The sequence below is a fragment of the Paraburkholderia saeva genome (genome assembly GCF_907164555.1).
GTDB lineage: Bacteria > Pseudomonadota > Gammaproteobacteria > Burkholderiales > Burkholderiaceae > Paraburkholderia > Paraburkholderia saeva.
In genome coordinates this window covers 68643-89910 of record NZ_CAJQZC010000009.1, presented here as the reverse complement: position 1 = coordinate 89910, position 21268 = coordinate 68643, and the positions used below count along the sequence as shown (strand labels likewise).

The 21268-nt window shown below is 66.8% G+C and carries 11 protein-coding genes and 1 pseudogene; 4 read left to right on the top strand and 8 right to left on the bottom strand.

Annotated elements, in window-relative coordinates; translation table 11 throughout:
- The first annotated feature begins 34 nt into the window (after positions 1-34).
- Positions 35-325, top strand: coding sequence for a hypothetical protein (locus LPA36_RS21780; RefSeq protein WP_228881356.1), 291 nt, complete (start codon positions 35-37; stop codon positions 323-325).
- Between the two features lie 60 nt (positions 326-385).
- Here LPA36_RS21780 and LPA36_RS21775 read toward each other — a convergent pair whose 3' ends face one another.
- Positions 386-1246: an SH3 domain-containing protein gene (locus LPA36_RS21775; RefSeq protein ID WP_228881353.1), complete on the bottom strand. Its 861-nt coding sequence runs from the start codon at positions 1244-1246 to the stop codon at positions 386-388.
- Between the two features lie 128 nt (positions 1247-1374).
- On the opposite strand from LPA36_RS21775, the gene LPA36_RS21770 reads away from it, so the two are divergent.
- Positions 1375-2229, top strand: a complete 855-nt coding sequence (locus LPA36_RS21770) for an oxidoreductase (RefSeq protein ID WP_228881351.1) — start codon at positions 1375-1377, stop codon at positions 2227-2229.
- Positions 2230-2238: 9 nt separating this feature from the next.
- Here the strand turns inward: LPA36_RS21770 and LPA36_RS21765 are convergent, their stop codons facing one another.
- A complete protein-coding gene (locus tag LPA36_RS21765) occupies positions 2239-5610 on the bottom strand; it encodes an adenylate/guanylate cyclase domain-containing protein (RefSeq protein WP_228881348.1) in 3372 nt (1123 codons plus the stop codon).
- 205 nt (positions 5611-5815) lie between these two features.
- Here LPA36_RS21765 and LPA36_RS21760 point away from each other — a divergent pair.
- Together LPA36_RS21760 and LPA36_RS21755 are read left to right on the top strand one after the other, a co-directional pair.
- Positions 5816-8049, top strand: a pseudogene (locus tag LPA36_RS21760) (SulP family inorganic anion transporter).
- A 158-nt stretch (positions 8050-8207) separates the two neighbouring features.
- Entirely contained in the window at positions 8208-8783 is a 576-nt protein-coding gene (locus tag LPA36_RS21755; protein ID WP_228881346.1) for a DUF1349 domain-containing protein, read from the top strand.
- A 53-nt stretch (positions 8784-8836) separates the two neighbouring features.
- Here the strand turns inward: LPA36_RS21755 and LPA36_RS21750 are convergent, their stop codons facing one another.
- The 6 genes from LPA36_RS21750 to bcsP are packed head-to-tail and all read right to left on the bottom strand — an operon-like array spanning position 8837 to position 21226.
- Positions 8837-13612: a cellulose synthase subunit BcsC-related outer membrane protein gene (locus LPA36_RS21750; protein ID WP_228881344.1), complete on the bottom strand. Its 4776-nt coding sequence runs from the start codon at positions 13610-13612 to the stop codon at positions 8837-8839.
- Positions 13603-14805, bottom strand: a complete 1203-nt coding sequence (gene bcsZ / locus LPA36_RS21745) for a cellulose synthase complex periplasmic endoglucanase BcsZ (protein WP_228881341.1) — start codon at positions 14803-14805, stop codon at positions 13603-13605. Before bcsZ ends, LPA36_RS21750 begins: the two co-directional genes overlap by 10 nt.
- 1 nt (position 14806) lies before the next feature.
- Positions 14807-17368 carry a cellulose biosynthesis cyclic di-GMP-binding regulatory protein BcsB gene (gene bcsB / locus LPA36_RS21740; RefSeq protein WP_228881330.1) on the bottom strand — a complete coding sequence of 854 codons (2562 nt, stop codon included), beginning with the start codon at positions 17366-17368 and terminating at the stop codon, positions 14807-14809.
- A 17-nt stretch (positions 17369-17385) separates the two neighbouring features.
- Positions 17386-19593: a UDP-forming cellulose synthase catalytic subunit gene (gene bcsA, locus LPA36_RS21735; RefSeq protein WP_228881328.1), complete on the bottom strand. Its 2208-nt coding sequence runs from the start codon at positions 19591-19593 to the stop codon at positions 17386-17388.
- Positions 19590-20378 (bottom strand): cellulose biosynthesis protein BcsQ, encoded by a 789-nt coding sequence (gene bcsQ / locus LPA36_RS21730; protein ID WP_228881325.1) that lies wholly within the window; start codon positions 20376-20378, stop codon positions 19590-19592. The genes bcsA and bcsQ overlap by 4 nt, the downstream gene beginning before the upstream one ends.
- Positions 20375-21226, bottom strand: coding sequence for a cellulose biosynthesis protein BcsP (bcsP, locus tag LPA36_RS21725; RefSeq protein WP_228881323.1), 852 nt, complete (start codon positions 21224-21226; stop codon positions 20375-20377). Before bcsP ends, bcsQ begins: the two co-directional genes overlap by 4 nt.
- Positions 21227-21268: the final 42 nt, after the last annotated feature.

Genomic DNA, 21268 nt, shown 5'->3' with positions numbered 1-21268 from the left:
TTGTATTGCACAGTGAAACCAGAAGGAGAATGTCGTGCTACGCAAGTTGCTCAATGCGTCGCGCCTGCAGGCGGAAGTGAGCCGGCGCCTTCACCGCATTCATGAAATCGTCGAAGACGGCGTGAAGATCCGCGTGCCGCGTCCGCAGAAGATCGAGCCCGATGCGTCGGGCTGCAACTGGACCATGAAGCATTTCGGCGGCGCGATCGGCTACGAGCGCGATATCGAAACGGTACTCAAGGCGGTTCGCGCCGAATACAACCTTTCCGACGTCGAAGAGAAAGACGGATCGAGTCTCTTTCCAGGCATGCCGGATCCAGATTGAGCGAGGTACGTGCCACACGCTCCCGCGAACGGTGCGGGAGCGGCGCGTTGCTTCGCGCTCTCAGTGCTGAGGCGGCGGGCCATTGCCGCCGTTACCACCGTTACCGCCGCCGCTGGACGGCGGTCCGGAATGACCGCCACCGCCGCCGCCACCTCCGCCGCCGTGCGAGGGCGGTGGTCCGGCGGGATGTCCACCGCCACCTTGACCAGGAGGCGGGCCTGCTGGCCGGCCTCCGCCCTGTGCCGGTTGCTGTCCAGGTGGCTGGCGGGCGTTGTTCACCGGGCCGGGTGGCGGCCCACCGTGCACCGGCTGTTGCCCGGGCGGCTGGCGGGCATTGTTCACCGGTTCGGGCGGCGGTCCCCCATGCGACGGCGGCGGTCCACCATGACCAGGAGGCGGTCCACCGTGCGCTGGCGGCGACGCAGGCGGCCGGCCTTCATGGCCGGGCGGCGGTCCCCCGTGCGGAGGCGGCGGCCCAGGCGGGCGCCCATGAGGCGACGCCGAGGGCGGCGGCCTGTGCTCCCAGCGCGGCTCATCGTGGTACCACGGACGGTTGCGGTAGTAGCGGCCCCAGTACGTGCCGATCGCGAACGTCACAATCGGAAAGCCGATGGTCGGCCCATACGTCATGACGGGCACACTGCTGCCCTGATACGGGTAACTGAGATAGGCGCCGTAGACCCAGCCCCGCAGGTTCGACACCTCGACATCGCACCACGAATAGCCGCTCACGCAGCCCATCACCTGCACGGGCACGTTGCCCTGTAACTGCGCGACGACCGGATATTCCTGCGACGGCCCGGCATACAGGTTCACCGGACTGTTCGTGAACGCCCCGGCAGACTGTCCAGAAGATGCCGCGGGCAATATCAGCAGGGCGGCCGCGCCTGCGCACAGGCTGCTGACAATCGGCTTTCGCATGGTTCCTCCCGTGATGGACTCCGTCGCGAAGTCCGGATTTTTGTTACCGTAGTACTAGCACGGTGCGCGCCTGACCCCTCGCGTTCTCCCTTTCCTGTTTGTCCCCCCACACCCACTGGAGTTCTCACATGATGAATCGAGACGATCCCGTATGGCTCATTACAGGCTGTTCGACCGGTTTTGGACGTGAACTGGCAAAACTCGTGCTGGAACGCGGCTGGCGGGCCGTCGTCACGGCGCGCGACGTATCGAAGGTACAGGACATCGCCGAAGGACACGCAGGGCGCGCGCTGGTGCTCCCGCTCGATGTGACGAAGCGCGGACAGATCGATGAGGTCGTCGCGCAGGCAAAGCTGCAGTTCGGCCGCATCGACGTGCTCGTGAACAACGCGGGCTACGGCTATCTCGCCGCCATCGAGGAAGGCGAGGACGACGCCGTGCGCGCGATGTTCGAGACCAACGTATTCGGTCTCGTCGACATGACGAAGGCTGTACTGCCGCAGATGCGCAAGCAGCGCAGCGGTCTGGTCGTGAACGTGTCGTCGATTGGCGGCATCGCGAGTTTTGCCGCGACGGGCTACTACCACGGCACGAAATACGCGGTGGAGGGCATTTCCGAATCGCTCGCGCTGGAAGTGAGGCCGCTTGGCATCGACGTGCTGATCGTCGAACCTGGCCCTTTCCGCACGAACTGGGCGGGGCCGTCGATCAAGCAATCGGCCACACGTATTGCCGATTACGACGCGACGGCCGGTGAGCGCCGCAAGCAGACCGAGGCTCGCAGTGGCAACCAGGCGGGCGATCCGGTGCGTGCCGCGCAGGCAATCATCGATGCCGCGCTGTCCGACCAGCCGCCGCTGCGACTGCTGCTCGGCCGCGTGGCGCTCGATCTCGCGCGCGGCAAGATCGATCTGCTGAAGAAGGACTTCGATGCGTGGGAAGCAACGACCGTGGGCGCGGATTTTCCCGAGAACGAGCGCTAGTTCGCGCCGCTACGGGCGGGCGGCATCGGTTGCATCGATGTCGCCATAGCCGGCGAGGGCAGCCTCCACGGCCGGCCGGTAGCGCCGGTATCCCGCTTCGGCGAGCGCGTCGCGAACCCGTTCGAGTTCGCGGCGCGTGGTGTCGTCCTGGTGCCCCAGCATCACGCGCGCCAAAACGCGTCCGCGTGCGGCGAAAAGATTGGCCCACGGAAGCGGCTCGGCATGTGTGTAGTGTTCGATTGCCGTGACGTACTGCAGTGCGCCCGAAGCGTCGCCCGCGGATAGCATCGCGTCGATGGCATCGCGATAGAACCATAGATGGTTATGGCCCACCGCGCCGCGTCGGAGCAGATCCGCGCCTTCGGCGAGGCATTGCGCGCGCTCCGCATCGTCCTGCGCTGCGCAGGCGAGGGCGCCCAGGATCTTCGGTCCCGAGAACTGCGCGCCGACCTCGCGCGAGATGGCAAGTGCCTCGTGCAGCACTGCAATGGCTTCGCTGCGATTGCCTTCGTCGAGCGCGAGGCGGGCCTCCATTTCCAGCGTCTGCGCCACGAAGCGCCGCGCGCCCAACTGGCGCGAAAGCTGCATCGCGCGTTCGAGATGGACCCGCATCGCCGCCGTGTCGTCCAGTTCGTGGCTTGCGAACACACCCATCGTCTCACCGAGCAATTCGGCGCGTGGCTGTCCGACGAGCGCCGCCACGCGCGCGGCAGCGGCGCCGTCTTCGAGTGCGAGGCGCGCCTCGTTCAGATAGACCCGGCTGAATCCGACCATCGAGCGGTTTGCGACTTCGATCCTTCCGAAGCCGTGTTCGCGCGCAAGGGCGACGCAGCGGCTGAAGTGATCGAACGCCGTGCGCATGCGGCCCTGCGCATACGCCGCGTCGGCCAGGCCACCGAGCGAGCGCGCCTCCGCTTCCGCGGAACCCGAACGGCGCGCATACACGAGCCCCTGTTCGTGGCCGGTGCGACATTCGTCGATCCGGCCAAGCGGAAAAAAGATGTTGCCGCGCAGATGATGCAGCCGTGCAAGCTCGGCGACGAGATCGAGGCGCTCCGCGATGTGCTGGGCGGCATCGATCAGTGAGAGCGCTTCGCTGAGGCCTTCGCTGACCCGCAGGCCTTCCGCGAGTCCGAGCTGCGATTCGCACAACCTCGCTTCGTCCGGCGCCATCGAAAGCGCCTTTCGATACGTCGCGATCGATCCCGCGATGTCGCCGAGGTCGCGCTGAAGTTCACCCTTCAGGCAGATCAGCGCGTGACGGTCGCTGTCCCGCTCCACGATGGCGAGCGCGCGTTCGACGAGACGCAGCGCGGAATCGGTGAGATACGCGGCGCGCTGCGCCGTGGCGGCTTCAAGGAGCGCGTGGGGTGCGCGATCGTCGCCGGCACGGTCGAGGTGCTGCGCATGCAGGATCGGATCGCTGGCGGCGAACCATTCGGCGGCGCGCTGATGCAGCTCGCGCCGGCGAGCGCGCAACGACGTCGAATACGCGGCTTCCTGGATCAGCGCATGTGCAAAGAGATAATCGTCGCCTTCGGGTAGCACGAGTGCATTCGCGACGAGACCATGGCACTCGTAATCAGGGGTATCGATGAGGCTGCGCAGCAGCGCGAGATCGAAGCGCTGGCCGATCACGGCGGCGGCCTGGAACGCCTGACGGTCGAGCGGCGCGAGGCGGTCCATACGCGCGAGCACGAGACTCTGGATCGTCGCCGGCACGGCCTCGCCGCTGCCTTCTTCGGCGTGACGCAGCAGCTGTTCGAGAAAGAGCGGGTTGCCACCCGCGCGATCGACGCAGGCAAGCGCAATGCGCTGTGTCGCATCGATGAAGGAGCCCGCGAGGCTCAACGCCTCGTCGCTGCGCAGCGGTCCGAGATCGATCGTGGCGAGCGGCGTGCCGCGACAGCTCGCGCGCCACGCGGCATCGAGCGGATCGCCTTCGGCGCGCGACGTCATGACGAGCAGCCCCGGTCCATCGGCAACGGCGGTTGCGAAGGCGGACAAAAAGCCGGGCATCTGCGGATCGGCCCAGTGCAGGTCTTCGACGACGATCATCGTCGGCTCGCGCCGGCACGCGTGCGCGGTCAACGTCGCCACGACGCCGCGCTGGCCGCGAATGCGCGCGGCGCTGTCCATTGCGTCGTACAGCGTGCGCCATTCGCCCGCCTGCGGCACGTCGAGCATGTCGTGAAGAAACACGAGCTGCGCGGGCTCGATGACACCCGAAGCCACCGCGTGCGCGACCACTTCCGTGCGGTCGTTCAGGCTGGATGCGGGCGTGAGGCCGAGCAGACTGCTGACGATTGCGCGCAATGGTCCTTGCCCTTTGCCCACGCCGAAGTCGAGCACGAGCCCGCGATGGATGCCGAAGCCCAGCGTCGCGCCGAAGCGGCGCATTTCATCGACGAGCCGTGTTTTGCCGATGCCGGCTTCGCCGCGCACATAGACGACCTGTCCGGCACGCTGCTCGAGGCAGGCACGTGCGATGCCGCGAAACTGCTCCAGTTCCGCCTTACGTCCGACGAATTGACTGCGGCTCGCGGCGACGGCTTCGGCCGAGATGCCCTGCAGGCGCCAGACGCGAACCGGCGTATCGATGCCCTTGAAGCGCATTTCGGCGACGGCATCGGCGCACACGCAACCGCCCAGCGCACGGTGCACGCTGTCGGAAAGCAGCGTCTCGCCAGGACCCGCGGCCGCGACGAGACGGGCCGCCAGATTCACTGAATCGCCGAGCACCGTGTAGTCCTGCGCGTCGGCCCGCCCGAGCGTGCCGGCGACGACTTCGCCGCTGGCGATGCCCACATGCGCCTTCAGCGGGCGCGTGGCGGTTTCGCTCAAGCCCGCCAGCGCTTCGTGAATGTCGAGCGCGGCGCGGGCCGCGCGCAACGGATCGGTGTCATGCGCCCGCGGCGCGCCGAAGATCGCCATCACGGCGTCGCCGATGTGCTTGTCGATCGTGCCGCCATAGCCGAGCACGATGCCATCGACGAGCGCCGTGTAGCGTCCCGTCAGGTCGCGAAGTTCTTCGGGGTCGAGTGTCTGTGAAAGCGCCGTAAAACCGCAGAGATCGGCGAAGAGAATCGTCACCTGCCGGCGTTCGCCTGAAGGCGTGGCGGCGGTCGCGGCGGGTGAAATGGTGGATGCGGCGGCGGATCCAGCAGATGCAGCCGCTTCGGCGGCCGGCGCGGGCGGCGCGACGGTGTTGCCGGCAATGGCCGCCAGCATGCGCTTTCGATGGCCCAGCGAGAGCACGCCGAGTTCCTTGAGATCGGCATCGGTGAGCTGGGCAAGCATGGCCACGTCGACGTCGTTCGCGGCGAACGTGTCCGCGTATTGCCCAAGCCCTAACGTATCGAGCCACTGATCGATATCCATCGCCGTCGCCTGAAGCGGGTTTTGCAGCAGAGCCGCCGACCTTAAAACGGGTTCGGGTGCGGGCAGTCACATGAATGAGCGCCACGGCTAGTGTACGTCGCGCACTTTTAAGCGGGCACCGGATGCGGGGAAATTGACACGTTGCGGCGCAGCGGCGGATACTCGTGCGGCCAGGAGTTGACCCGCAGTCATCGGGAGAGCGCCCGTGAAGCCAGGTCCGACAACTTCCGCCACCGATGCACGCGCCCGGCCGCGTGCCGTCGCCCTGATCGGCGACCTGACGGCCGGCGCGGTGTCGACGCTGGTGATGCTCTGCTACGCAATGAGTCTCGGCACGATGATCTTCAGTGCCGATCTCGCGCGCTACGCCGAACTCGGCGTGCCGACGGCGCTCGTCAGCTGCGTGGTCACGGCGCTCGTGATCGCGCTCACCAGTTCGATGCGCGCGAACATCGGCGGCCCGGACAGCAACGCGACGGCGTTTCTCGTCGGCGTCGCGGCCGGTGTGGCGAGCAGCGTGCGCGCCAATGGCGGCTCGCCGCGCACCATTTTGCTGACGGTCCTCATCGCCATCGCGCTCTGTTCGATCGTGACGGGCATCATCCTCTTCGCCATCGGTTCTTCGAAGCGCAGCCGCTCGCTGCAGTTCCTGCCGTATCCGGTGGTGGGCGGTTTTCTGGCGGGCACGGGTTATCTGCTGCTGGCCGGCGCGTTTCGCGTGATGACCGGCGAAGCGCCACAGTGGCACACGTTGCTCGCCGCGCTCGCGCATCTGCACTGGCTCGCATGGGTGCCCGCGGTGATCATCGGCGTGTTGCTCACCGTGCTGTCGCGCGTGTGGAATCATGCGGCCGTTTTACCGCTGACGCTCGCGTGCGGCATCGCGCTGTTCTATTTCCTGCTGAACATCTCGGGCCTCTCGATCGAAGACGCGCGGCACATGGGCCTGCTGCTGCCGCATGTGCCGATGCACGCGATGCAGTTGCCTGAACTGCATCTGCGGGCTTCAGTGGTGCAGGGCGCGATCGACTGGTCGGCCATCGTCTCGCATTTGCCGGAGACGCTCGTCGTGACCTCGGTGTCCGCGATCACGATCCTGATGAACTCGACCGCACTTGGCGCGGAAACGGGCGAAGAAGTCGACCTGAATCGCGAGATGCGCGCGGCGGGCATTGCGAATATTGCCAGCGGGATGCTGGGCGGCATGGTCGGCTATCAATCGTTCAACCGCTCGGTGCTCAACATGCGTGCCGGTGCGACGAGCCGCATGGCGGGCGTGTTCGCCTCGCTGGCGTGTCTTGTCGTGCTGGCCGTCTCGCCTGACCTCGTGCGCTCTTTCCTGTGCCCGTTCTTGTGGGCCTGCAGTTTTTCATGGGCCTGCGGTTGCTGATCCAGTGGCTCTTTACCGCGTATGGCCGGTTGAACTGGCATGAGTATCTGCTCGTGCCTGTCATTCTTGGCGTCGTTGTGTTCTATGGTGTGGTGGCGGGCGTCGTGGTCGGCGTCATCGCGGCGTGCGTGATGTTCGCGCTGCTGTATGGGCGCGTCAGTTGCGTGCGCATGGAGTTCGATGCGGGCACGCGCACGTCGAACGTCGAACGCAGCATCGAGGAGATGCAGCGGCTGCACGAACTCGGGCCGCAGGTGTGCGGCGCGTGCCTGCAGGGGTTCCTGTTCTTCGGTACCGCGAACTCGATCCTGCAGCGCATGCGTGAACGGCTGGCGGCGCGCGGTGCGGCGCCGGTCCGTTTTGTCGTGCTCGATTTTGCGGCGACGAACGGCATGGATGCATCGGTTTCGATCAGCTTCGTGAAGTTGCGGCAGATGTGCGCGACGAACGACGCGGATCTCGTGCTGACTGCGTTGCCCGCGCGCTCGCGCGATCTGCTCGCCAGGACTGGCACGCTCAATCTGCGGATTCACGAGTTTGCGACGCTCGATTCGGGTCTTGAGTGGATCGAAGGCAGGCTGCTCGCGCCGTATGCGAACCCGGCTGCGCCTGGCGATGAATGTTTCGAAGCGACGCTCGCGCCGCATTTTTCGCCAGAGGCGCTCGCTGCGTTGCTGGCGTGTCTCGAAGTGCAGGAGCTCGAAGCAGGGCAACCGCTCTTTCGTCGAGGTGAAGCGGGCGATGCGATGTATCTCGTTGAGCGCGGGCGTGTGACCGTATCATTGCCGCTTGTCGATGGCCGCACGATCCGTCTGCGTTCGTTCGGCCCTGGGACGATCGTCGGCGAGATGGCGGTATATACGCAGAGGGCGCGCAGTGCGGATGTGTGTGCCGACGGTCCCGCGCGCGTGCGGCGGCTTTCGCATGCGGCGCTGCGCGCGCTCGAAGAAAACGATCCGCTGGCGGCGCAGCAGTTCCATCGGTTCGTGGTGAAGGTGATGGCCTCGCGGCTCGCCGTCGCCGACGAGGCATTGCGGGCTGCGCATTAGGCGCTTTCGTGCGAAACGTCGTGTGGAACGGTACCCACTCAGAACAACAACTTGCATGGGACCCGAGTAAGTGCTCTGCATGGGCTCGGCGTAGCGCGCTGAAGCGCGAACTCCGACCGACGGCTAAAACGCTAATTCCGGTCGACAGGAGACACACTGTGTTCGAACAATGCGAATGGCTGAACGAGCCCGCGACGTGGGTTCTGAAAGACGACCTGCTGCGCGTCACCACAGACGCCAGTACCGATTTCTGGCGCAGGACGCACTACGGCTTCGTGCGCGATTCAGGGCATTGTTTCGGCACACGCACCGCTGGCGATTTCACGGCGCAGGTGCATATTCGCGGCGGCTTCGAATCGCTGTACGACCAGGCCGGTCTGATGGTGCGTGTCGATGAAGCGAACTGGGTGAAGGCGGGCGTCGAATTCACCGATGGCGCGCTACGCCTGAGCAGCGTGCTGACGGCCGGTCAGTCGGACTGGGCCGTCGGGTCGGGCCTCACTACGGCGGGCGAATTCTGGCTGCGCGCAACGGTATCGAAAGGCGTGCTCAAGCTGCAGTTCTCGACCGATGGCAAGATGTGGCCGCTAATGAGGCTTGCGCCGTTTCCCGTCGCGCAAAGCTATTTCGTCGGACCGATGTGCTGCACGCCGGAACGCGCGGGGCTGGTGGTCGACTTTGCGGACTTCGAGGTCGGACCGCCACGCGAAAAGGACCTCCACGATCTCTCCTGACGCAGCCATCCAGGTGCTACACGCGCACCGGGATCGCAACGAAACTCACCCGATCAGTTCGACAACGACAGATACGGCGACGTGAACGCGCTCGGTGGGAACGGCTGAAGCCCTGCCTGCCGCGTGAAGCTGTAGCGCACATAGACCGCTGCGATCCACTCGCGGTACTGGTACGCGTTGCCGAACGAGGCCGTCGCGCCGAATGCGACCTGCGGCGCGAGCTGATATTCCCCCGTCGCGTTCAGCGCGTATGACACACCGGTTTTGCTCTGGCCGGGGTAGACCGCATTCTTGTCGAGCGTCGCCGTGGTGACGCCGTTCATGTTCGAAGCGGCCTGGTTCTGCATACCCGGATCGAGCGGGAAGTAGTCCGTCGCGTTCTGGCGGTAATGCTGCACGCCGATCGAGCCCTTCAGGTCATAGGTGAACTGGCCGTTGCGGCCCATGTATTCGACCGGCAGGTTCAGGATCACATACTGCTGCGGACTGAAGTAGCCGCCCTGGCCATACGTGTAGAACGACTGGTTCTTGTCGTAGTGCATGAGCGTCGTATTCACGCCGACGGTGAACACCTGGTCGTCATCCTTGTACACGCGCGTATAGACGCCGCCGCCGCCCTTGCCAGCGTAGTTCTTTGCTACGTGATCGCCCTCGTAGTACTGGAACGCGGCATTCAGATAGATACCGCTCGTGCCGTCGTCCCATCCGAGGTCGCCGCGAATTCCGCTCGCCGTGACGCCGCCCCATTCGAGATTCGCACCCGAGTCGCGCGCACCGGCGTACGACAGCAGACTGTCGGTCACCGCGCGGCGAGCGACGGCGAGCGAGTACGACACCTTGTCGGTGATGCCGCCGTTGTACTTCGCGCCGCCGACGATATTCGTCTCCTGGAAGCCAATCGGCGTTACGCCGACATCGGCCTCGATGCTGCGGCTTTCGTAACCGACGCTGAGGCCCACGCCACTCGCGTGCTGCGAGCCGTAGTTGTTCGACAGGTTCTTGACGTTGTCCGGAAACGCCAGCGCGGGCGACGAGAGCCCCGAGCCGAACCGCGCGAGCGTCGGCAGATCGCCTGCGGCTGTGCCGGCGTCGAGCGTCACCGGTGTCGCCGTGACGACGACGTGACCGTTGCCCGCCTTGATGCGCCCCTGGATCGGCGCTTCGATATCCGTGAGATTCGACAGGCCGTCCTCGCCTTCGCGATTGCGGAACGTGAGACCGCCCGAGAGCGTGCTCGACTGCTCCCGGTTGACCTGCGCGAGCTCTTCGGCGACGCCCAGTGTCTGCGCGCTCGCGATGCGTGCGGGCGTCATCGGGGCGTTGTTGCCCTGCGCGCCCGGTTGCGGCGGATAGTACGGCTGGGCGTAGCCGGCCGGCGGCTGCGGAATATACGGTTGCTGTGCGTACGCCTGCTGCGGCGGGTAGGGCTGGTAGGGCTGCTGTCCGTACACCGGCTGTTGCTGATAAGGCTGCTGTCCATACGCAGGTTGCTGCGGATACGGCTGACCGTACACCGGCTGCTGCTGCGGATAGGCCGGCTGCCCGTACACCGGCTGGGGCGGATATGGCGGCTGCGGGTAGGCCTGTCCTGCGTTCGTTGCGTTGCGGTTCGCGGTGGCATTGCGCGTGGCTGTCTGCTTCTTGCTGGACGACGCGCGTTTCGAACCCGTCGTCGGCGCCGGGCCATAAGCGCCGTTCGGCAGCGGCATCGAGCCTGCGTTGGCCTGTGCTTCGCGCGCGGCAGGCGACATCGGCCACGGCGTGCTCACATACGTGTCCGGTGCCGGATACGGCTGTTGCTGCTGCGGATACGGTGCCGCAGGTGCGTAGGACGGCTGCTGCACGCCGCCCTGTCCCGGATACGGCTGCAACGGCGCAGCGCCGGGGCCGCCCGACTGGCTCGTGCCGGTCATGTCCTGCCCGTAGCTGTCTGGGTAAGCGCTCGAATGAGGGACGCCGGGTGCGACGTTCGGTGCGCCGGGCGCGACGTAGGGCGCCACATAGGGCGCGGGTTGCGGGGGCGGCGGATAGGTCGGCACGGTTTGCGTCGATGTGGTTGGCTGCGGCCAGGAAGGTTGCGCGGCGGACGGCTGCGCATAACCGGGCGCGGCGGCCTGGGGCGCGGCGATCCAGCCGACGAAGAGTCCGCGCGACTGCGCGGGCGGCGTGGAAGCGGGCACCGTCATGGCGGACGGCTGGTCGATTGCCGTCTTGCCTTCGAACGGATTTGTGCCGGGCAGCGGCGTCGCGCCAATCCTGCGCATCGCGACTTCCCAGCCGCGCGGGACGTTGCCCTGCTGGCCGGAAGCACTGCGCGCACCCGTGCCGCCGACGGGCGTATTGGCCGCGACCAGCGAGCGTTGCAGATAGGTCGAAGCGAGCGAAAGCTTGCCTTCCGCGCGATACATCCGGCCCGCTGCGGCGAGCACACGGGGATCGTCGGGCGCAGCCTGGAGCGCCTGGTTCATGATCTGTTCGGCGTAGCGAAAACTCTTCGCACCCGTCGCCGCCGCGACCGCCGCGAGCTGCAGGTTCAGGTCGTCCGGGCGCCGCGTTAGCGCAACGCGATAGCTCGCGAGCGCATTGCGGTCGTCGCCGGCTGACGAATACAGGCGCCCGAGCGCGGCCTGCAGATCGGGATTGTCCGGCATCGCGGCAAGCCATGGCGCGATCACGTCGTACGCGCTCGCAAGGTCGCCGCGCTGACGCACGCTGTCCGCCTGCCGGATGACGATCGCGAGATTGATCTTCTCGAAGTCGGTGCGCTGCTCCGGCGTCAGCTGCATCGACGAAAGGCGGCGCATCACGTTGCCGAGTTCGACGTCCTGCTGGGTCGCGAGCAGGATGCCCGCGTATTGCAGCAGCAAGCCTGTGTCGCCAGGCGCGGAAGCCATCGCGCTGCGCACGAGCGACAGCGCGCGGTTCTGATCGCCGGCTTCGAGATACGCCGAAGCCAGCACGCCGGCCAGTTCGGGGTTGCCCCCCGCGACGGGTTCGGCGGCGCGCAACGTCGCGTACGCCTGCTGCGTCTGTCCATTGCGCGCCATGCGTGTCGCGAGATCAGCCTGCTGATGCACCCACAACCGATGCTGCAGCGAGGTCATCGCGTCGGTACGTTTGGCGACCGGAATGCGGTCGAGCTGTTGCAGACCCGCCGACCAGTCCTGCGTTTCCGCCGAAAGCAATGCGCTCGCATAGAGCGCGTCGACCATGTCGGGATGCGCGGCGAGCAACCCGTCCATCATGCTGCGTGCGTTCGCGACCGCGCCCTGACGCACATAAATGCGCGCGAGGTCCAGACGCAGCCACGGGTCGTCGGGATTGTTCAGCAACGCATCTTCGAAGAGACTGCGCGCCGCGCCCAGATCGCCGCGCGCTTCGGCGGCGCGCGCCTGCGCGGCCTGCGCCTCGCCGCGCAGACGGTTGATGCCGCCGGCCTTCGCCTGCTGCTCGGTGTTCAGTTCGTTCGCGAACGCGAGCGCTTCGTCGCCGCGGCCCTGCGCCGCGAGTGCGCCGACCAGCCCGCGAATCGCGTCCGGGTTGTCGGCCTGGCGACGCAGCGCCATCCGGTACGCCTGTTCCGCGCCGCGTGGGTCACCGTTCGTCAGCAAGGTCTCGCCGAGCAGCACCTGCGCGGTGACGTCCGACGGATTCAGCGCGATGGCGCGTTCGAACAGCGACTTCGCCTTCGCGATTTCGCCATTGCTGCGCGCGCCGATCGCTTCGCTCGTGTAGGTCCAGTACGTGGCGCTCGTGAGCGCATCTTTCCAGCGCGCCGGGCTGCCCGCGCGCGACGCGCGTTCGAGGTAGTTGCGTGCCTCGGGGAAGCGTTCCTGTTTCAGCGCGACGATGCCCATGCCGCCCAGCGCATCGCCGTCGTTCGGATTCGTCGCGAGCACGGACGAAAACTTTGCCTGCGCGCTCACCAGGTCGCCGCGATCGAGCGCCGCGAAGCCGTCGGCAATGGTGCGCCCGCGTGCATCCACGGCGGCGTTTTCCTGCGCACGGCCGCGCGCGGCCTTGTCCTGCTCGACCATGCTGTCGAAGCGCGCCTTCACGGTGGCGTCGGCCCCGCCCGCGCCCTGTAGATACGCTTCGTAAAGGGGCGCGTCGGACGGGCGTGCGTCGAGCCACAGCAACGCCTGACGCCAGCTCTTGATCGCCGCGGCGCCGACTGTGCTGTCGCTCACAAGGCGCGTGAGACGTGCAATGCCATCGCGACGCGTGACGTCGCGATACGTCAGATGCTGTGCATAGGCGAGCGCGTAGTGCGGGTCGTCGGGATTGTCGCGTGTGAGCTGTTCGAGACCGCGTCGCGCCTCGTCCCAGCCCTGCGGCGTGGCAGCCAGTGCCTGGTAGTACTCGAGTTGCAGCGCGGGCGTGGCGGGCTTGCCATTCAGCGCGCGCTGATATTCCTGTACCGCCGATGCGCTTTGCCCGGTCTGCGCGAGACGCCGCGCGTCGTTGACCGTCTGGTCGCGCACGCTTGTTTCGCCGAGCCGGCGGCCGAGTTCGTCGATGTTCGGATAGTCGGGCGCGACCTGGCGCAGCCGCGCGAGATATTGCTGCGCGCCCGCGCCGTCCTTGCGGTCGGCGAGCACCATGCCCATGCCGAAGAGCGCGTCCGGCTGCTTCGCGTCGATGCGCAGCACCTTGAGCCAGGCCTGCTCGGCAAGGTCGCCGCGATGATGCGCCTGCCAGTATTTGCCCTGATCGATCAGCACGTTCAGGGGATCGCCGCCGGCTGCCTGCGCGAACGCCGAAGGGGCGCACGTGGCGGCGCCCAGGGTGGCGAGACTCAGTGCCAGTGCGAGCGTGCTCAGTCGCATGCGTTTCTCCAGCTTGGCACGAGACGGCCGGCTTCGTCGAAACGATAGCGGCCGTCGATGGATCCGGTGCCGAAGAGGCCGAGCACGCGGTCGTAATACACAGGGTCACGTCCCTGACCTGTCGCGTCAAGCGCCGCGAGATGCGTGCGAGCAAGACCGAGGCCGCGCTCGTCGCCAAGCGCGCGGAAATAGGGCGCCAGCGCGGCCCAGTAGGACAGCGGCCCTTCGCCGGTGCCGACGCCCGTCGTGGCGGCAACCTTCTCCGGCGGAATGCCTGTCTGCGCGACGCGCTCGCGCATGCCGTCGAGCGCGGCGAGCCAGGGCTTCGCGAGCGGATCGGCGGAAGCGGCGAGGCCCGCCCACAGATACACGCGGATCGCGTCATAACTGCCGATATCGCCGTTTTTCGGATCGACGACGAACTGGCCCGCGCGCCATGCCGCCCAGTCTGGCGCGAAGCCGCGCGGCGAAGTGGTCTTCACCAGCTTCAGCGCATTGTCGGCAAGTCTGTTCCACGGGCCGCCGGGCGCGTCGTGCGCGAGACCGCGCAGCACCGGCAACGGCAGATAGCTGGGATTCAGGCGCGTGACGGCGCCATTTTTGAACCCCTTCGGGCCCGGCAGCAGCATGGGCCCGAGACCCGCGAGGTCGCTCACTTCCGTGCGCGCGATCTGCGCGGCGAGCGCCTCGCCGAGCTTCGTGTACGCCAGTTCTTTCCACAGACGTCCTGCCTGCAGCAGGTCGTACGCGATCCACAGGTCGGAGTCGGACGCGGAATTCGGATCGAGCACGCCGAACGTGCCGTCCGGTTTTTTGCCCCATTGCCACGACGGCAGCCGCACGTTCGCCGGGTCGAACTGGTTTGCCGCCAGGTTCGTGCGTGTCCAGCCGAGCAGGCGGTCGAACGTTGCGCGGTCGTTCGCGACGAGCGCGAAGAACATCGCGTACGACTGTCCTTCGGACGTCGTCTGCTGCGTGGGCGTCGAAAAGTCGATCACGCGTCCGTCGGCCTGCACGAAGCGCGCGACGAACGTGCGATATGACGGCCAGTCGCACGCGCCCGTCTGCGTCTGCGTTGGCGAAGCAGACGGCGCAGGCGTTGCTGTCGCAGCGGCCGCGGAGGTCGCGCCGCTGACCAGCGCCGCGACGCCGAACACGAGCGCGGCAGGCGTCGGTTTGAGTCTCGCCTGCATGTCAGTCCCTCAGACGGCGCGTCGCGATGGCACGCAACGTCCGGTAAAGCAGTGCGGCAAAGATGAGCGCGGCGAAGAGCCCGCCCAGCGCCAGCAGCAACGGATGCGACGAGAGCGCCCAGCGCAGGTACTCGAACGGCGACAGCTGGCCGATGTAGTAGGCATTGCCGTTCGACGTCACCGTGACCGTGCGGCCGTGAATCACGGCCATCGCACCCTGGATCTCCGGCAGGACGTCGTTGTCGAGCAGCGCCGACGTGAGGTCCGCATCCGACTGGCCGGCTGCGCTGATCAGCGCGACTGCACTGCGCGACTTGCCGAGCGGCGATTCGAAGCCCGTTACGAGCGCATCGCCGTTCGAGCTGACGAGCGTGAGATCGGCCCGTGCCGGCGCGCGCTCGACGCCCTGTGCGCCATGCCACCAGTCTTCCAGCTTGAACACGACGTCGGAGAGTTCGAACGTGCGGGCGTCGCCGTCGCTGGAAAACGGCATCGACTTCGCCCACCGTTGCAGGAGCGGCTGGCGCCCGGGCGCACCGAGAATCAACAGGTCCTTGTTCGCGAAGCGGTCCACCTGATCGGGCAGCGCGACGGTCACGCCCGTCACCGGATAACCCGTCGACGCGCCCATGCGGCCCATTTCGAGCAGGAACAGGCTGTAGTCGCTCGAACCCGGATCGTTCGGCAGGATCACGGCGGTTTCCGACAGGTCCGCCATGCGCGTGAACGGGAAGCCGCTGTTCGCGAACGCCGCGAGGTCAGGCAGCGCCATGTAGTGCGGGAACGACGACACGTCGATCGTCGAATTCGGATCGATCGAGCCGACCACGTTTTCGAGCAGACGTCCCTGACATTCGCCCGTGTTCGGCACGTCGTAGTAGAAGTGCATGCGCAGCTGCGCGCGCGGCGTGAGGAGGAGCGGCGGCACATAGATTTCATGGCGCGCGTCGGCGGTCTTGTCCGGCAGCACGCGGCCAAAATAGCGGCCCAGATCGAACATCGACGAACTCACCGCCGGAATACGCAGCGACTGCACGAAGCCGTCGTTCACGCTGATGTTCAGCGACGAGCGGTCTGGCGTCGGGCGCACGGTGTAGCGGTAACGCAGGTCGATCGGCACGCCTTTGCTGTGCCACATGAAGAGGTCGGGCGGCACGCGCAGGTTGATGCGCACGGCGTCCGCGCCGTAGCCCGACACAGTCAGGTCGCGTGCTTCGGCCAGCTCGCCGAAACGCACGGCGCGCGTGGCGGGCAGCCAGTTCGGCGCGTCGTACGGCTTGCGCGGGCCGAGTTCGGTGAGCTGCGTGATCGTCGCACTCGGGCCGCTCAACGCGTTCTGGCCGATGCCGAGCGCCTTCGCGGCGGTCTTCAGTTCGGCCTCGTTGCGCCCGAGCACGAGCAGCAGCTTGCCGCGCGCCGGTGCCTCGCGATCGACCACGGCGATCGTCGGCCCCGACACGGCCGGCACGTTGACGCCCGCCGGATGCTGGTCGGGGGTCGCGAAGACGACCACGTTGCCCGACAGCGGCACGTTGTCGACCTGCGCCGGAAAGAGCGCGCCGCGATAGCCCGCGAGCGAGCCGAACCACGACGCGACGATTCCGGCCGCTTCGAGCGTATCGGCGCCCGGCTTCTGCGCGAACACGAACGGCAGTTCGAGTCGCCGCACGTCGCGACGGTCGAAGAACGGCACGGGTAGCGCGCCGAGGTCGGGCTTGCCCGCGAGCGACGCATACGTCATGTCGAGCGAACTGGCGTTGCTGACGGTCGCCCACAACGCGGAGTTCGACGGGTCTTCGCACGACTGCGTGTAGTGACCGATCAGCTGCACGTTCAGATGATTGAACTCGGTGATGAAGCGCGGATCGATCGACACATCGCGCGTTACGAGCATACCGGCCTGCTCGCGCGGCACGGGCAGCGTCGCGGCAACTTCGCCGTTCACCAGCACCTTCAGCTGCGAGATGTTCGGCAAGAGCGAAGGCGAATAGCTGTAGATCAGATGCAGGATCGCGCCGGTCACGACTTCGTCGCTGCGCACGGAGAACGGCACGCCGTTCTGCCCTTCGGTGCCGCGCAACTGCAGCGGATCGAGCGCGCCCAGATCGGCGAACGACAGCGTCTGACGGCGGCCGCCCGGCACGAGCGTGCCGGGTTCGGCCGTGGTCGGCGTGCGCATGCCGAGCGCCTTGACCGTCGATGCGGCAAGCGCGGGCGCGGGCATCGCCAGCGCGGGCTGCGCGATCGTCTGCGGGTTGTACGGAGCGGCGGGGCCGGGCGCGGGCACGGCGCCCACGCCTGTGGCAACCAGATTGCCCGCGGCGCTCTGCGAGGCGCCCGTGGGCGCCGCGATGCTCACGGCGCTTGCCGGACGGGCGACCACGACGGCATCCGATGCCGCGAGGGCAGGTGTCGCCAGCGCCAGCGACGCCAGGGGCGCCGCGAGGGTCTGAAACGCGAGCCATAGCGCGAGTGGCCGCACGAGGCAGCGTGAGTGCGGATGCGTCGCGCGCGAAGTCGTGCCGCACGCGCCTTGCGTGTCGTCAAGGCGTCCTTTATCCATCCCTTTGCCCATATAAGTCAGTCTTTGGTTTTTAACTTCTTGACGTCGGCTGGGCGGCTTCCCATCCAGGATCGAAGGTCGTTGTACAGATGCTCGAAGAGCCCTGCGATGCCGCGCGTGCCGACCAGCAGCACGTGCGACAGGCCGCGCAGCGGCGTATCGGCCTGACGTCCTTCGGCCCAGCCGGTCCACGCGTCGGCGCGCGCGAACGTCGTTTTGACGAACTCGAATTCCTGCTCGCGGCTTAGCGCCGAAAAGCGCAGGCCCACGCGTCCGGGCGCCGTGAAACCCACGGTCGCGGGGAACGCGTATTCCTCGTCGCCGCGAAAGAGCGAGACCGTGACGCGCTCATGCATCGGCACTTCGATGGCAGCCGGCAGGATCACGCCGACGCCGCCTTCCGAGTAGTCGATCGTTTCGCAGGCAAGCGTGCGGCCGGTGGCGAACCTGAGCATGACCGGCATCTTCATCGCGACGCGGTGCACCGTGCGGATCTGGCGGCGCTCGCTCGCAGCCGCGACGCTCGCGCCGAGAATCAGCATGTTGTAGCCGGTCCATGCCAGGTTCAGGAGGGTGGTCTGCACTTCGCTGCGCACGCCCCAGTTCAGCCAGATATGCACGATGCCGACCACGAAGCCGAGCAGGTTCAGCATCAGCAGGATCAGGTAAGGACGCGAGATCGACCAGTCGAAGTAGTCGTCGGAGATATTGCCGCCCTTGGCCGTGACGTTGAACTTGCCGAGCTTCGGGTTGATCAGCGCGAGCAGTGTCGGCGCGGTGATGTACGACGCCAGCACCGATTCGTACACCTCGGCCCAGAACGAATGGCGAAAGGCGCGCTGCATGCGCGAGTTCGTGATGCTCGCGTGCATCATGTGCGGCAGCGCGAAGATCGCGATCGTGCTCGCGGCCGCTTCGATCACGTGTGCGCCGAAAAACAGATACGACAGCGGCGCTGTCAGAAACACGAGCCGCGGGATGCCGTAGAAGAAGTGCATCATCGCGTTCAGATAGCACAGCCGCTGGCCGATCTTCAGGCCTCGGCCGGTGAGCGGATTGTCGATCCGGAAGATTTGCGTCATGCCGCGCGCCCAGCGGATGCGCTGGCCGATGTGGCCGGAGAGGCTTTCGGTCGCGAGCCCGGCGGCCTGCGGGATCGCGAGATAGGCGGTCGTGTAGCCGAGCCGGTGCAGTTTCAGCGCCGTGTGCGCGTCCTCGGTGACGGTCTCGACCGCGATGCCGCCGATCTCCTCGACCATCGAGCGGCGCAGCAGCGCGCACGAGCCGCAGAAGAACGTCGCGTTCCACAGGTCGTTGCCGTCCTGCACGAGGCCGTAGAACAGTTCGCCTTCGTTCGGCACCTTGCGGAACGTGCCGAGATTGCGCTCGAACGGATCGGCGGAGAAAAAGTGGTGCGGCGTCTGCAGCATCGACAGCAGCTTGTCGCGCAGGAACCAGCCGAGGCCGATCTGGAGGAACGAGCGCGTCGGAATGTGATCGCAGTCGAAAATCGCCAGATATTCGCCGTTCGTGATCTTCAGCGCTTCATTGATGTTGCCGGCTTTCGCGTGACGGTTGTGCGTGCGGATCGTCCAGTTCACGCCGACTTCTTCGCAGAACGCCCGGAATTCCGGGCGGCGGCCGTCGTCGAGCACGTGGATCGACAGCTTGTCGTGCGGGTAGTCGAGCGCGAGCGCGGCGAAGATCGTCGGTTTGACGACGGAGAGCGGCTCGTTATACGTCGGGATGAACACGTCGACGGTGGGCCACGCGTCGCGCGAGGCGGGCAGGGGCATGGGCTTGCGTTTTAGCGGCCACGCCGTCTGGAAGTAGCCAAGCAGCAGCACGACCGTCGAATACAGCTCGGCTGCGACGAGCAGCAGACCCCAGATCGCGTCGAGCGGATGTTCCCAATAGGTGGTTGCCGTGAGCCGCCAGTACATGTACCGGCCCGACGCGGCGATCGACAGCATGATCATCACGAGCGTTGCATACTGGCCTTCGAGACGCCGGAAGAGCAGCGCGCAGACAAAGCAGCACGTTGCGAACACCAGTTGCTGCGTGAACGCGAGCGGCACGGTGAACACGAAGCAGAGCGCGGCCAGCGCAAACAACGTCAGCAGAAAGCTGAGCGGGCGCACGCCCCAGATCCACGAATCGGCGAAGCGCTCGAGCCGCGAAGTGGGATTCGCCGGCGCGTCGTTGCCTGAAGATGCGGTGCTCATGCAACGCTCCTGGGCGAAATGCCTACTGCATCGATCGACGCCAGCAGCCAGTCGCCGCATGCGCGCAGATCGGCGGCGGCCTGGCTGAGCGGGTCGTAGTGAATGACCGTCGTGTCGCAGGCAAGCGATTCGCTGACGCCTTCGTCCTGATGGATCACGCCTGAGAAGAGTTTCGCGCCGAGCAACTGGCGCAGCACCTTCAGCACATCCTTGCTCAGTTGCCGCGACTGGTCCACCTGGTTCACCACATAGCCTTCGCCGGCGAAGTCCGGGCGTGGCGATGCATACGCAGCGAGCATGCGCTCCATTTGTGGAATCGCAGCATACGAGGCGGCGTCGGCGAGCACGACGTTCAGCGCGAACGTGGCCGCCGTCAGCGCGCTGCGTGTGTACGTCGACGATCCCGGCGGCGTGTCGATGATTATGATGTCGGACGGATCGAAGCCGAGCGACGCGAGCGTCTGCGCGAACCACGACGGTTCGTGATCGAGATGCGCCTCGAAGCGGCGCCGGTCTTCTTCGACGACGGCGCCATACGGCAGCACCGTGACGCCGTCCGCGCCATCCATCATGACGGTCTGCCACGAGTCGCCGCTCAATGTGGCGCGCGAGAGACCCTCGATGCTGTCGAGCGCGACGCCGAAATGCAGGCGCAACGCGTTCTGCGGATCGAGGTCGATCGCGATCACGCGCCGTCCGCGTGCGGCGAGCACGGAAGCGAGATTGGCCGCGAGCGTCGTTTTGCCGACGCCGCCCTTGGCGGACACCACGGCAATGACTTTCATGGGCGGCGCGGACCTCGGGTGAGCCAGGCGTTGCTGGCAGGCGCGGACGGGGATGCAGGCGATCGCGGTGCGTTGCGCTCAGCCGCGGCGGGCGCCGCGGCCGTGCCGAAGACAGCGTGCGAAGGCGTGCCGCGCAGCCTGTCGAACATCGATTGCAACGGCGCGGCGGGCACGGGGGGCGCGTAGGGAGCGTGTGATGCAGGTTGCGGCCGTGCCTGCGGCGCCGCCGGCTGGAACAGCCTGCCGAGGATCGACGGGGCGGCCGCGGCAGCCGGCATCATCGGACGCGCAGCAGCAGGCGCGGTGGGTGTGAAACTGCCGAACGAAGATGCGGCGTGCGCGCTCGCGCCCGGTGTGGCCAGCCGTGCGCGAGCCTGCGCGGGTGGAATCGCAGCAGACGAGGGCGTCGGCGCATGCGTAGGAAGCGTAGCCGGCGCGCCCGCTGCAGACGCCATGCCCGCGGCGCCCGGGGGCGCCTGCTCTTCGGGCGTGGCGTCAGGCGCAGCGGAAAAGCGCGGGGCGCCCGTCGGTGCGACGGGTAGCGCGACATTTGCGACGGGCGGAATGTTACGGCGATGCGCGCGTGCAAAGAGTGGACGGCTACGCGGAACCGCGGTCGAAGCAGCGTCGCCCGGCTCGCCATCCGTGGAGGACAGATTGCCCGTGTGCGCGCGCTCGCGCCGCTGCGCCACGGCCGGAATCTCCGGCTGCGTCAGATCGAGCGTGACGAGAAGCGGCCAACGCGTGCGCGCCGTGCGGGCTTCGTTTTCCCGACCGATCTCCTGATAGTCCTCAGCATTCCCGCCGAAATGGTCGAATAACGTTTGAATGTCGCGCGATAAAGTCATAGTGGCGTGGTCCCTGATTTCGTTGCTGTCTCGCTGGCGGCC

Coding starts and splice junctions, on each gene's coding strand:
- LPA36_RS21775 (WP_228881353.1), bottom strand. CDS start 1,246: ATGCGAAAGCCGATTGTCAGCAGCCTGTGCGCAGGCGCGGCCGCCCTG.
- LPA36_RS21770 (WP_228881351.1), top strand. CDS start 1,375: ATGATGAATCGAGACGATCCCGTATGGCTCATTACAGGCTGTTCGACC.
- LPA36_RS21765 (WP_228881348.1), bottom strand. CDS start 5,610: ATGGATATCGATCAGTGGCTCGATACGTTAGGGCTTGGGCAATACGCG.
- LPA36_RS21750 (WP_228881344.1), bottom strand. CDS start 13,612: ATGCGACTGAGCACGCTCGCACTGGCACTGAGTCTCGCCACCCTGGGC.
- bcsZ (WP_228881341.1), bottom strand. CDS start 14,805: ATGCAGGCGAGACTCAAACCGACGCCTGCCGCGCTCGTGTTCGGCGTC.
- bcsB (WP_228881330.1), bottom strand. CDS start 17,368: ATGGATAAAGGACGCCTTGACGACACGCAAGGCGCGTGCGGCACGACT.
- bcsA (WP_228881328.1), bottom strand. CDS start 19,593: ATGAGCACCGCATCTTCAGGCAACGACGCGCCGGCGAATCCCACTTCG.
- bcsQ (WP_228881325.1), bottom strand. CDS start 20,378: ATGAAAGTCATTGCCGTGGTGTCCGCCAAGGGCGGCGTCGGCAAAACG.
- bcsP (WP_228881323.1), bottom strand. CDS start 21,226: ATGACTTTATCGCGCGACATTCAAACGTTATTCGACCATTTCGGCGGG.